The organism is Kineococcus terrestris, assembly GCF_041020755.1.
Taxonomy (GTDB): Bacteria; Actinomycetota; Actinomycetes; order Actinomycetales; family Kineococcaceae; genus Kineococcus; species Kineococcus terrestris.
In genome coordinates this window covers 1-12,210 of record NZ_JBEUEI010000005.1, presented here as the reverse complement: position 1 = coordinate 12,210, position 12,210 = coordinate 1, and the positions used below count along the sequence as shown (strand labels likewise).

Annotated in this window: 11 protein-coding genes; 5 read left to right on the top strand and 6 right to left on the bottom strand. The window is 74.4% G+C overall.

The genetic code is table 11. The features are described from left to right. Nucleotides 1-25 precede the first annotated feature (25 nt). The 6 genes from gyrB to dnaA form a co-directional block, all read right to left on the bottom strand. Nucleotides 26-2,134: a DNA topoisomerase (ATP-hydrolyzing) subunit B gene (gene gyrB, locus AB8M62_RS04580; protein WP_373694848.1), complete on the bottom strand. Its 2,109-nt coding sequence runs from the start codon at nt 2,132-2,134 to the stop codon at nt 26-28. A 261-nt stretch (nt 2,135-2,395) separates the two neighbouring features. Next, nucleotides 2,396-3,103, bottom strand: coding sequence for a DciA family protein (locus AB8M62_RS04575; RefSeq protein WP_369068778.1), 708 nt, complete (start codon nt 3,101-3,103; stop codon nt 2,396-2,398). Next, nucleotides 3,093-4,268 (bottom strand): DNA replication/repair protein RecF, encoded by a 1,176-nt coding sequence (gene recF, locus AB8M62_RS04570; protein ID WP_369068777.1) that lies wholly within the window; start codon nt 4,266-4,268, stop codon nt 3,093-3,095. Before recF ends, AB8M62_RS04575 begins: the two co-directional genes overlap by 11 nt. Nucleotides 4,269-4,275: 7 nt before the next feature. Next, a complete protein-coding gene (gene gnd / locus AB8M62_RS04565) occupies nt 4,276-5,187 on the bottom strand; it encodes a phosphogluconate dehydrogenase (NAD(+)-dependent, decarboxylating) (RefSeq protein ID WP_369068776.1) in 912 nt (303 codons plus the stop codon). Between the two features lie 119 nt (nt 5,188-5,306). Next, on the bottom strand, nt 5,307-6,434 hold the full coding sequence (dnaN, locus tag AB8M62_RS04560) for a DNA polymerase III subunit beta (protein ID WP_369054184.1): 1,128 nt from the start codon (nt 6,432-6,434) through the stop codon (nt 5,307-5,309). An 816-nt stretch (nt 6,435-7,250) separates the two neighbouring features. Then, the gene (dnaA, locus tag AB8M62_RS04555; protein ID WP_369068775.1) at nt 7,251-8,831 is read right to left on the bottom strand and encodes a chromosomal replication initiator protein DnaA; all 1,581 of its coding nucleotides are present in this window, start codon (nt 8,829-8,831) and stop codon (nt 7,251-7,253) included. Nucleotides 8,832-9,162: 331 nt separating this feature from the next. On the opposite strand from dnaA, the gene rpmH reads away from it, so the two are divergent. From rpmH to AB8M62_RS04530, 5 genes are all read left to right on the top strand, one after another. Next, nucleotides 9,163-9,300, top strand: coding sequence for a 50S ribosomal protein L34 (gene rpmH / locus AB8M62_RS04550; RefSeq protein ID WP_369054182.1), 138 nt, complete (start codon nt 9,163-9,165; stop codon nt 9,298-9,300). Nucleotides 9,301-9,315: 15 nt separating this feature from the next. Then, nucleotides 9,316-9,720: a ribonuclease P protein component gene (gene rnpA, locus AB8M62_RS04545; RefSeq protein WP_369068773.1), complete on the top strand. Its 405-nt coding sequence runs from the start codon at nt 9,316-9,318 to the stop codon at nt 9,718-9,720. After that, nucleotides 9,717-10,046, top strand: a complete 330-nt coding sequence (yidD, locus tag AB8M62_RS04540; RefSeq protein ID WP_369068772.1) for a membrane protein insertion efficiency factor YidD — start codon at nt 9,717-9,719, stop codon at nt 10,044-10,046. The genes rnpA and yidD overlap by 4 nt, the downstream gene beginning before the upstream one ends. 153 nt (nt 10,047-10,199) lie before the next feature. Further along, on the top strand, nt 10,200-11,195 hold the full coding sequence (gene yidC / locus AB8M62_RS04535; RefSeq protein ID WP_369054176.1) for a membrane protein insertase YidC: 996 nt from the start codon (nt 10,200-10,202) through the stop codon (nt 11,193-11,195). A gap of 154 nt (nt 11,196-11,349) precedes the next feature. Beyond that, nucleotides 11,350-11,892: a Jag family protein gene (locus tag AB8M62_RS04530; RefSeq protein ID WP_369054335.1), complete on the top strand. Its 543-nt coding sequence runs from the start codon at nt 11,350-11,352 to the stop codon at nt 11,890-11,892. The last annotated feature ends 318 nt before the right edge of the window (nt 11,893-12,210 follow it).

Sequence of the window (12,210 nt, the reverse complement as noted above, 5' to 3'; positions counted from 1 at the left end):
CCGGGCGGGGGCCCGGCGCGGCCGGCTACACGTCGAGGAACCGCACGTCGCGGGCGTTGCGCTGGATGAAGCCGCGGCGGGACTCCACGTCCTCGCCCATGAGCACGGCGAAGATGGCGTCGGCCGCGGCCGCGTCCTCGAGGGTGACCTGCAGCAGGGTGCGGTGCGCCGGGTCCATCGTCGTCTCCGACAGCTCGTCCCAGTTCATCTCGCCCAGCCCCTTGTAGCGCTGGACGGCGTTCTCCTTGGGCAGCTTCCTGCCGGCCTCGCGGCCGGCCGCGATGAGCGCGTCGCGCTCGCGGTCGGAGTAGGCGAACTCGTGCGCCTGCCCGCCCGTCCACTTGATCCGGTACAGCGGCGGCTGCGCCAGGTAGACGTGGCCGTTCTCCACCAGCGGCTTCATGTACCGGAACAGCAGCGTCAGCAGCAGCGTGCGGATGTGCTGCCCGTCGACGTCCGCGTCGGCCATGATGATGATCTTGTGGTACCTCAGCTTGTCGAGGCTGAAGTCCTCGCCGATGCCGGTGCCGAACGCCGTGATGAGCGACTGCACCTCCTGGTTGCCCAGGGCGCGGTCCAGGCGCGCCTTCTCGACGTTGAGGATCTTGCCGCGGATGGCGAGGATCGCCTGGGTGCGCGGGTCGCGGCCGCGGGTGGCCGAACCGCCCGCGGAGTCGCCCTCGACGATGAACACCTCGCACTCGGCGGGGTTGCGCGACTGGCAGTCCTTGAGCTTGCTGGGCATGGAGTTGCGCTCCATGAGGCTCTTGCGGCTGGTGTCGCGCGCCTTGCGGGCCGCCATGCGGGCCACGGCCGCGCCGACCGCCTTCTGCGCGATGACCCGCGCCTCCTTGGGGTTGGCGGCGAACCAGTGCCCCAGGTGCTCGCGCACCTGCTGCTGCACGAACGTGCGGGCGATCGTGTTGCCCAGCTTCGTCTTCGTCTGCCCCTCGAACTGCGGCTCGCCGAGCTTGACCGAGATCACCGCGGTCAGGCCCTCGCGGATGTCGGCGCCCTCGACGGCCGTCTTGTCCTTGAGGACGTCGCGCACGTAGTCGCCGACCAGCGTCGTCAGCGCGCCGCGGAACCCGGCCTCGTGGGTGCCGCCCTCGGAGGTGTTGATGGTGTTCGCGTAGGTGAACACCGACTCCGTGTACGCCGTCGTCCACTGCAGGGCCAGCTCGACGGAGATGCCGCGCTCGGTGTCCTCGGCCTCCAGCGCGATGACCGACTCGTGCAGCGGGTCGTTCTTCTTCAGCGAGTTCACGTGGGTGACGTAGTCGACGAGCCCGCCGTCGTAGCGGAAGGTGACCTCGCGCTCGGTCTTGACGTCGGTCGACTCCGCCTCCCCCTCGTCCTCGGGGTGCGCGCGCTCGTCGACCAGGCAGATGGTCAGGCCCTTGTTGAGGAAGGCCATCTGCTGGAAGCGGGTGCGCAGGGTGTCGAAGGAGAACTCGGTCGTCTCGAACGTCTCGGCGCTGGGCCAGAACGTGACGGTCGTGCCGGTCTCGTCGGTGTCCTCGCCCTGCTCCAGCGGCGCCACCGGCACGCCGTCGGCGTACGACTGGCGCCACACCGAGCCCTGCCGGCGGATCTCGACCCGCAGCTTCGAGGAGAGCGCGTTGACGACGGAGATGCCCACGCCGTGCAGACCGCCGGAGACGGAGTACCCGCCGCCGCCGAACTTGCCGCCCGCGTGCAGGACCGTGAGGACGACCTCGACGGCGGGACGGCCCTCGCCGGCCATGACGTCGACGGGGATGCCGCGGCCGTTGTCCTCCACCCGCACCCCGCCGTCGGCGGTCAGGGTGACGCGGATGGTGTCGCAGTGCCCGGCCAGGGCCTCGTCGACGGAGTTGTCGACGACCTCGTAGACGAGGTGGTGCAGGCCGCGCTCACCGGTGGAGCCGATGTACATGCCGGGGCGCTTGCGCACCGCCTCCAGGCCCTCGAGGACGGTGATCGCGTCGGCGCCGTACTCGCCGCCCACGGCCCCGTCGGCGTTCACCGTGCCGTCGGGCGCCACGGCGTCCGCGAGGGAGGGGACCTGCGAGGGGAGCTGGTCGGGCGTCCCGGCGGAGGCGTCCGCGGGGGTGGGCTGGGGGGTGTCCTCGGGACGGTCCTCGTTCGGCACGGTGATGCGAGCTCCCTCCGGTGGGGCGGCCGTGCGGGACCGGCGCGGAGGACCTCGCGGGCCCCGTGACGCCAGAGGCCCGTCGACCGCCAGGTTCCCCCCGATCCTACCCCGCCGGAGGTCCGCCCCTCGCGTCCGCAGGCCCTGTGGCGCCCCCTGCGCGGCGCGACCCCCCGCGCGCGTGGTCCCCCACACGAGCGGGGGGCCGTCCGTGCCGCGGCGCGTCCGCGGCCCGCGACCCGTCGGCGGGTGGAGCTCCGGTCAGCCGTAGGTGTCGCGCGGGCCCCGCCCGCCCGGCGCCGAGCGCCCGCCCTTGCGCCAGGACGGGCTGCGCGGCCCGCGCACGACGACCTTGGTGACGACCCCGTGCCCCAGCTCCTCGTCGAGCCGGCGCACCAGGTGGCTGGTCAGCAGCCGCACCTGGGTGGCCCAGGCCGTGGACTCCGCCCGCACGACGAGCGTGCCGTCGGTCAGCGACTCCGGCTCGCAGTGCCCGGCCAGGTCCGGGCCCACCACGACGTCCCAGCGCCCGAACGCCCCGCCCACGGCGACCGGCTGCTCCCAGCCGCGCTCGCCCACCAGCCGCGACAGCGTCGAGTCGAGCGTCTGGGGGTCGCGGGCGTCGGGGTGGGCGCCCGAGCGCACCGAGGCGTCGCCGCGGCGGGGGCGGCCGGTGACCGGTCCGCCGGCGACGTGCTCGGCGAACGTGCGGGCGGTGGTCCGCCCGCCCAGCGGCTGCACGCCCGGGCGCAGCCCCTTCGCCGCGGCCGCCGCCCGCGCCCGGCCCAGCGCCGTGCGGGCCAGGTCCGCGCCCGTGGGCTCGTCCTCGCCCGGCGGCGGGCCGGTGGCCGCCTCCGGCAGCAGCGGCGCGTCCCCGTCCGGCTCCTGCCCCGGTCCCTCTCCGGGCGGCTCGCCGGGTCCGTCCGGCTCGTCCGGCTGCTCCGGCCCGTCCGGCTCCTCAGGCGGCACGGACGGCGCTCCCGCTCGTGACGTCGACCCGGTCGGCGCCGCCGCCGCGCAGCGCGGGCGGCACGTCCTCGGGCACGGCCGCGGTCACCAGCACCTGCTCGGCGCCGGCGACCACCTCGGCCAGCCGCGCGCGCCGGCCGGCGTCCAGCTCGGCGAACACGTCGTCGAGGACGAGGACGGGCCCGCCGGGGTCGTCCAGCTCGTCGTCGGCCAGCAGCAGCCGGTAGCTGGCCAGCCGCAGCCCCAGGGCCACCGACCAGCTCTCGCCGTGGCTGGCGTACCCCTTGGCGGGCATGCCGCCCAGGGTGAGGACGAGGTCGTCGCGGTGCGGGCCGACCAGGCACACCCCGCGGTCCAGCTCGGCGGAGCGCTGCTCGGCGGCCTGCGCCAGCAGCGCGTCGCGCAGCTCCCCCCGGCCCGGCACGGCCCCGCCGGGGGTGGTCGCCACCCCCCCGGCCAGCAGCGGCAGCGCGCTGCGGTAGCCCAGCTCCAGCTCGCCCTGGCCCGCGCTGAGGACCCGGTAGGCCTCGGGGGCGGGCCCGCGCAGGTCCTCCAGCAGCCGCAGCCGCGCCGCCAGCAGCTCCGCGCCGAGCTCCGCGAGCTGGGCGTCCCACACGTCGAGGGTGCCGGGGTCCGCGCGGCCCGAGCGCAGCGCGGAGCCGGCCGACTTCAGCAGCGCCGTGCGCTGGCGCACGACGCGGTCGTAGTCGGCGCGCAGGCCCGCCACCCGCGGCCAGCGCGTCACCAGCAGGTCGTCCAGGTAGCGCCGGCGCCCGTCGGGGTCGCCCTTGACCAGCGCCAGGTCCTCGGGGGCGAACAGGACGCTGCGCAGCGTGCCCAGCACCTCCCGCGGGCGGCGCACCGGGGCGCCGTTCAGCCGTGCCCGGTTGGCGCGCCCCGGGGTGATCTCCAGCTCGACCAGGGCCCGCCGGCCGCCGCGGGCCAGCTCGGCGCGCACCACGGCCCGGGAGGCGCCCCGCCGCACGAGCGGTGCGTCCCCGGACACGCGGTGGCTGCCGAGCGTGGCCACGTAGCCGACGGCCTCGACGAGGTTGGTCTTGCCCTGCCCGTTCAGGCCCACGAACGTCGTCGTGCCGGGCCGCAGGTCGAGCTCGAGCCGCTCGTAGGAGCGGAAGTCGGCCAGCGACAGGTGCGCGACGTGCACGCGGGACCTAGTGGGTGGAGCCGGTACCGGAGGTCGGCCCGGCGTCCGTGACGGCGTGCCCGCCGAACTGGTTGCGCAGCGCCGCGACGGCCTTGATCGACGGGGAGTCCTCCTGGCGGGAGGAGAAGCGCGCGAACAGCGCGGCCGCGAGGACCGGCATGGGCACGGCGTTCTCCACGGCCTGCTCCAGCGTCCAGCGGCCCTCGCCGGAGTCCTGCGCGTACCCGCGCAGGTTCGCCAGCTTCGGGTCCTCCTCCAGGGCGCGCACCAGCAGGTCCAGCAGCCAGGAGCGCACGACCGTGCCGCGGGTCCACGCCTTGAAGACCGCGGGGACGTCCTTGATGATCCCCTTGGCCTCGAGCAGCTCGTAGCCCTCGGCGTAGGCGTGCATCAGCCCGTACTCGATGCCGTTGTGGACCATCTTCGAGTAGTGGCCCGCGCCGACGCCGCCGGCGTGGACGAAGCCCTCCTCGCGCGGGCCCTCGGGGCGCAGCGCGTCGAAGACGGGCATGGCGGCCTGCACGTGGGCGGTGGAGCCGCCGCACATGAGCCCGTAGCCGTTGTCCTTGCCCCACACGCCGCCGGAGACGCCGCAGTCGACGTAGCCGGTGCCGCGCTCGGCCAGGAGCGTGGCGTTGACCTCGTCGTCGGTCCACTTGGAGTTGCCGCCGTCGATGACCAGGTCCCCGTCGCCCAGCAGCGGCGCCAGGGCGGCCACCGTGTCCCGGGTGATCTTCCCCGAGGGGACCATGACCCAGACGACCTTCGGCGAGGGCAGGGCCTCCACGAGCGCGGCCAGGCTGGGCACGTCGGTGACGGCGGGGTTCGGGTCGTACCCGGTCACCTCGACGCCCTTGTCGCGCAGGCGGGCGCGCATGTTGCCGCCCATCTTCCCGAGACCGACGAGGCCGATGTGCATGAGCGGGGTCCCTCCGTCTGCCGGCGTCCGCCGGCGGTGCTGTTCGCGGGTCGTGCTGTTCACGTCTGGTGGGCCCGCGGGCCGCGGGGGCTGCGCGGGCGAGCTTCGCGGGCGGCCGGTCAGCCGGCCAGCCGGACCGGCATCAGCAGGTACCGGTAGCCGGTGTCGTCCTCCCCGTCCTGCTCGTCCTGCCCGGTGATGACGGCCGGGCGGGTCGGCTGGGTGAACGACAGGCGGGCCCAGGCGGCGCCGAGCGCGCCCAGCCCGTCGAGCAGGAACTGCGGGTTGAAGGCGATGGAGATCTCCTCGCCGACCAGGGTGGCCTCCAGGGCCTCCGAGGCCTGCGCGTCGTCGCCCTGGCCCGCCTCCAAGGACAGCACGCCGTCGGTGAAGCGCAAGCGCACCGGGGTGTTGCGCTCGGCGACCAGCGCGACGCGCTTGACGGCCTCGGTGAGCGCCGCCGTGGACACGACGGCGTGGGTGGGCGACTCGGCCGGGAACAGCGAGCGCACCTTGGGGTACTCCCCGTCCACCAGCAGCGAGGTGGCGTGCCGGCCGGCGGCCTGGAAGCCGATGAGGTCGCTGCCGCCGTCGGCCAGGGCCATCGTGATCGCCCCCGTCGCGCCCAGCGAGCGCGCCACCTCCGACAGCGTGCGGGCGCGCACGAGGGCCACGGCCTCCATGTCCGGCGACGCCGGGTTCCAGCGCAGCTCGCGCACCGCCAGCCGGTACCGGTCGGTGGCCAGCAGGCTGAGCCGGTCCCCCTCGATCTCCATCCGCACGCCCGTGAGGATCGGCAGCGTCTCGTCGCGGCTCGCGGCCACGGTGACCTGGCCGACGGCCTCGGTGAAGGCGTCGCCCGGCAGGGTGCCGGAGGACTCGGGCAGGCCCGGCAGGGACGGGTACTCGTCCACCGGCATCGTCAGCAGCGAGAAGCGGCTGCTGCCGCACGTCACGGTGACCTTGGAGCCCTCGGTGACCATGCTCACCGGCCGGCCCGGCAGGCTGCGGGAGATGTCGGCCAGCAGCCGGCCCGAGACGAGGACCGTGCCCGCGGTGCGCACGTCGGCCGGCACCTCCACGCGCGCCGACACCTCGTAGTCGAAGGTCGACAGCGTCAGGGTGCCCTCGTCGGAGGCCTCCATGAGGACACCGGCCAGGACCGGGACGGGCGGCCGGGCCGGCAGCGCGCGGGCCGCCCACGCGACGGCGTCGGCCAGCACGTCGCGCTCGACCTGCAACTCCACCAGGAACCGCCCCCTCACCCGTGCCGGACCCGCCTGCTGCGGGTCCGCTGCGTGCGCGTCCCGCGGCGACGGCTGCGCTCGCGGGCGGCTTCCGACAGTAGTGGAGAGCACCGACCGGGGGGACCCGGGGCGGGGCGGGCGTCCCGCGGGGGGCCGGTGGGGGGCCGGTGGGCACCCGGTCGGTACGTCCCGCTCGGTGCGTCCCGGTCGGTGCCACCGCTATCGAGCGCTATCGACCGCTACCGCGGCTGTTCGAACACCGCCCGGGAGGTCGTCACTCTCCGCGACCACTATCGGTGCTCCTCCGTCGTCCGGGCCGGCCCCGCCAGGGGCCGTCTCCCCCTCCACCGGCTCGACGCCCGCGCCGTCCACCGCCACCTGTCCACACCTCTCGTGGGTGACCTCTTCGTCATGGGGAGGGGTCCATCGTCGTAGTCGCCCGTGTGGAGGCTGTGGACAACCCGGTGTCGTCGCAGGTCAGCGGTCGATCCACCCCCTCCTGTGGATGGGGACCGCCTGCGGACGGCGACCCCGTCGTGTCCACAGGCCCGTGGACGGCGCCGCGGCCGTCCACGGCCGCGCACACCCGGCACGGGGTCCGTCCACCGCTCGTCCACGGGGTTGTCCACCGGCTGTGGCTCCGCCGTCCACAGGTCTGTCCCCAGGGTGTGGACGACTGTGGACGACCCGGTGCGGGGAGGCCACGACGGGCCGCGGACGCGCAGGAGCCCCGCACGCGGTGCGCGCGGGGCTCCTGGGGCTGCGGGGGCCTGTTGAGGCGTCGGCGGGGCTCGGGTCACCGCCGGACGCGGTGGCTCAGGCGCCGGCCTGCTTCTTGATGCGGTTGGTCAGCTCCGTGACCTGGTTGTACGTGCTGCGGCGCTCGGCCATCTGCTGCTTGATCTTGCGCTCGGCGTGCATGACCGTCGTGTGGTCGCGGCCGCCGAAGTGCTGGCCGATCTTCGGCAGCGACAGCTCCGTCAGCTCCCGGCACAGGTACATGGCGATCTGCCGGGCCGTCACCAGGGTGCGCGAGCGCGACGTCCCGCACAGGTCCTCCAGCGTCACGCTGAAGTACGACGCCGTCTGACCCATGATCGCCGCCGCGGTGATCTCGGGCGTCTCGTCGTTGGGGATCAGGTCGCGCAGCACGATCTCCGCCAGCTGCATGTCCACGGCCTGCCGGTTCAGGCTCGCGAACGCCGTCACGCGGATCAGCGCGCCCTCCAGCTCCCGGATGTTCGAGGAGATCTTGGAGGCGATGTACTCCTTGACGTCGTCGGGCACCTCCAGGCGCTCGCCGATCGCCTTCTTGCGCAGGATGGCGATGCGCGTCTCGAGGTCCGGGGGCTGGACGTCGGTGATCAGCCCCCACTCGAAGCGGCTGCGCATGCGCTCCTCGAAGCCCGACAGCTGCTTGGGCGGCAGGTCGGAGGTGATCACGACCTGCTTGCTGGCGTTGTGCAGCGTGTTGAAGGTGTGGAAGAACTCCTCCTGCGTCTGCACCTTGTTCGACAGGAACTGGATGTCGTCGATGAGGAGGACGTCCACGTCGCGGTAGCGGCGCTGGAAGGCCTGCGCCTTGTCGTCGCGGATGCTGTTGATGAAGTCGTTGGTGAACTCCTCGGAGTTCACGTACCGCACCTGCACCCCCGGGTACAGATTCTGGGCGTAGTGCCCGATCGCGTGCAGCAGGTGGGTCTTGCCCAGCCCGGACTCGCCGTAGATGAACAGCGGGTTGTACGCCTTGGCCGGCGCCTCGGCCACCGCCACCGCGGCCGCGTGCGCGAAGCGGTTGCTGGCGCCGATGACGAAGCTCTCGAAGATGTACTTCGGGTTCAGCCGGGCGTTCTCGACCTTCTGCGTCGCCCGCGCCCGCGGCGCCTGCCGGCCCGTGCCCGGCCCGCGCTCGACCTTGTAGCCGGTGAACAGCAGGTCCGGGTCGGAGTCGTCCAGCGGCGAGCCGGTGCCGTACTCGTCCTCGGGGGCGCCGTCCAAGCCGCTGTCCCCCGGGTGCGTGCCCGGCGCCTCGGCCTCCAGCGTCCCGACCACCGCGACGCGCTCGCGCTCCAGCGTCGAGGCACCGGACGCGGAGGACTCCCCCGTCAGCTCCGGGGCCAGGGTCGCGCCGATCGAGGGGTCCACCGTGACCGCCAGCCGCACCGCCGAACCCAGCTCGTCGCCCAGGGCGCGGGTCAGCGGCTCGCGGACCTTCTGCTCGATGACCTCCTTGGTGAGGTCGTTGGGCACCGCGAGCAGCGCGGTCCCGTCCAGCAGGCCCAGGGGGCGGGTCAGCCGCACGAAGGCGCGCTGGTGGGGGGTGACCCCGCCCTCGTCCAGTCGCGCGACCGCGCGCTGCCAGACGCTGGGGAAGTCGCCGCCGCCGTCGCTGTCCACTCGAGCTCTCTCCCGTCGTGACGGAACCGTTCGACGGGCTTCGTCCACACCTGAGTCCACAGCTTGTGCACGACGCCCGGAGCAGGGGTGACCGGCCCCGTGGGGGACCTGCCGTAGGCCTCCCCGCGCGGACGTCGGCGCGTCGACCCGGGACGGTAACAACGCCGACGGGCGGCGTTCAAGTGGCGGCCACCGCCGGCCGCGCCCGCGAGCGGCCCGCGCTTTGACCCGGGCGGCACCGCCCCCGTACTCTGACGGAGATTGTGCTCCGAGCCGGTAGTGCCCCACGGCCGCGGCGGGAGCCCGGACCTGGCGAGCATGGAGAACTGACGTGAGCAAGCGCACCTTCCAGCCGAACAACCGTCGGCGGGCCAAGACGCACGGCTTCCGCCTGCGCATGCGCACCCGTGCCGGGCGCGCCATCCTCTCCGCGCGCCGCCTGAAGGGGCGCGCGAACCTCTCCGCCTGATCCCGGGGCGACCGCGTGCTGCCCGCGGCGCACCGCCTGCGGCGGCGGGACGAGTTCTCCGCCGCCTTCCGCGGTGCCCGCGCCGGCACGCGCCGCCTCGTCGTCCACTTCTCCCCCGCGGGTGAGCCGGTGGACGGCGCGGACGCCTCCACGGCACCGGCCCACCCCCTGCGGGTGGGCTTCGTCGTGTCCAAGGCCGTCGGCGGGTCCGTCGTGCGGCACCGCGTGCAGCGCCGGCTGCGGCACCTGGCCGCCGCCGCGCTGCCCGGCCTGCCCCCCGGCGGCCTGCTCGTCGTGCGGGCCCTGCCCGCGGCCGCCGACGCCACCTCCGCCGAGCTGGGCTCCGACCTCGACCGCGGGCTGCGCCGCCTGGGTCTGGGGACGCCGCGTCCCGCGGCGCAGCGCCCGGGGACCTCGTGAACGGGGACGGCTCCACCGCTGACCCGGTGGTCGCCGACCGCGCCCAGGACCCGGCGCGCCCCTGGTGGCACCCGGTGCGCTGGCCGTCCGGGCTGCTCGTGCTCCTCGTGCGCGCCTACCAGCTGCTCGTGTCCCCCCTGCTGGGGCCGACCTGCCGCTTCTACCCCTCCTGCTCCGCGTACGCCGTCGAGGCGCTGCGCACCCGCGGGCTCGTCGTGGGCACCTGGCTCACCGTGCGGCGCCTGCTGCGCTGCCACCCGTGGAACCCTGGGGGGGTGGACCACGTTCCGCGGAGAGGCTCGCCGCGGACCAGGTCGGGCCGGTGACCGGCCCGACCGCACCACAGACGGTGCAGGCGGAGCCCCGGCCCCGCCTGCCAGCGCACGGCGACACGTGTGCGCGGTGAGGGGGCCCCGTCCCGGAGGGCCTCGCACACGACCCGCCGCTCAGCCGGCGAGTGAGGGAGAGGACCTGCCCGGATGATCGATTTCTTCTTCGACCTGCTCTACCCCATCCAGTGGGTGGTGGCGTGGATCATGGTCCGCTTCCACGACCTGTTCACGTTCATCGGCCTCGACGCCGAGGGCGGCGCAGCGTGGTCGCTGTCGATCGTCGGCCTCGTCGTCGTCATCCGGACGCTCCTCATCCCGCTCTTCGTCAAGCAGATCAAGGCGATGCGCGGGATGCAGGTCATCCAGCCGGAGATGCGCAAGATCCAGCAGAAGTACAAGGGCAAGTCGGACCCTGCCAGCCGCCAGGCGATGCAGCAGGAGATGATGTCGCTCTACCGGACCTCGGGCACCAACCCGATGGCCAGCTGCCTGCCGATCCTGCTGCAGTCGCCCATCTTCTTCGCCCTCTTCCACACCCTCAACGGCATCGGGCAGGGGCGCTCGATCGGCGCGCTCACCCCTGACCTGGTGGAGCAGGCCGACAACGCCACCCTGTTCGGCTCCCAGCTGTCGAGCATCTTCTGGAACTCCTGGGGCACCGGGGACTGGAACACGATCGTCCTCACCGCGGTCATGATCGTGCTGATGTCGGCGTCTCAGTTCATCACGCAGAAGCAGCTGATGGCGAAGAACACGTCCTCCGCCTCGATGGAGAACAACCCCTTCGCGCAGCAGCAGAAGCTGATGCTCTACATCCTGCCGATCATCTTCGCCGTCTCCGGCGTCCACTTCCCCATCGGTGTGCTCCTGTACTGGCTGACCACCAACGTGTGGTCCATGGGCCAGCAGTTCGTCGTCATCCGGCGCATGCCGAACCCCGGCTCGCTGGCGGAGAAGGAGCTGGCCGAGCGCCGCGCCCGCCGCGCCGCCCGCCGCGGCGAGGTGCTGCCCGAGGCCCCGGCGGGCTCGGAGCACACGGCGACGGCCGCCGCGCCGCCGCGCCGCCAGCGTCAGCAGCCCCGCAAGGGCGGTAGCCGCGAGCAGCGCCAGAAGCGGCCCGGCACCAAGCCGCAGCAGCGCTGAGGACGACCCAGACCCAGGGACCGCGGCCCGCGCCGCGGGCCGGTACCAGCCAGCCACCGGGCGGTGGCGCGCGAGGAGGACGAAGCACGTGAACGGCACGACGGGCGCCGTCGAGGCGCAGGACGACCAGCGGGACGAGCGGGGCGAGGAGGACGTGGCGACCACGTCGGCCGCTGCGCCGGCACCGCGCACCGCGCAGTCGCGGCTCGAGGAGGAGGGGGACGTCGCGGCCGACTACCTCGAGGAGCTGCTCGACATCGCCGACCTCGACGGGGACATCGACATCGACATCGAGAACGGCCGCGCCTCGGTCGCGATCGTCGCCGACGAGGCCGGTACCCCGGCTCTGCGGCGGCTCGTCGGCCGGGACGGCGAGGTCCTCGAGGCCCTGCAGGAGCTGACGCGGCTGGCCGTCCAGGCCTCCACCGGCGACCGCACGCGGCTGCTGCTCGACGTGGCCGGGCACCGCGCCGCCAAGCGGACCTCCCTGGTCGCCCAGGCGCAGGAGGTCGTCGACCGGGTCCGGGCGTCGGGCGAGGCCGAGCGGATGGAGCCCATGTCGGCGTTCGAGCGCAAGGTCGTCCACGACGCCGTGGCCGCCGCAGGCCTGCACAGCGAGTCCGAGGGGGAGGACCCGCAGCGCCGGGTCGTCGTCCTGCCGCGCGAGGTCGCCGGTGGTGACGCAGCGGACGGCTGAGCCGGTCGGCACGACGTCCCCGGTAGGGTGACGGGGTGTCTGACGAGCTCCCCGAGGGGGGGGGGGGGGGGGGGGGGGGGGGGGCCGCCCCCCCCCCCCACCCGGCCCCGCCCCCCCCCCCCCCCCCCCCCCCCCCCACCCCCCCCCCCCCCCCCCCCCCCCCCCCGGGGGCTGGACCCCCCCGCAAAACTCCCCCCCCGGGCGCCCCCCCCCCCCCCCCCCCCGCGACGGCCAGTCCGGCCAGTCGCGGCGGGCGAGTTCCACCAGGTCCGGCGGCAGCGGGGCGAGCCGGCGGCAGCGCGGGTTCGTGCCGAACGC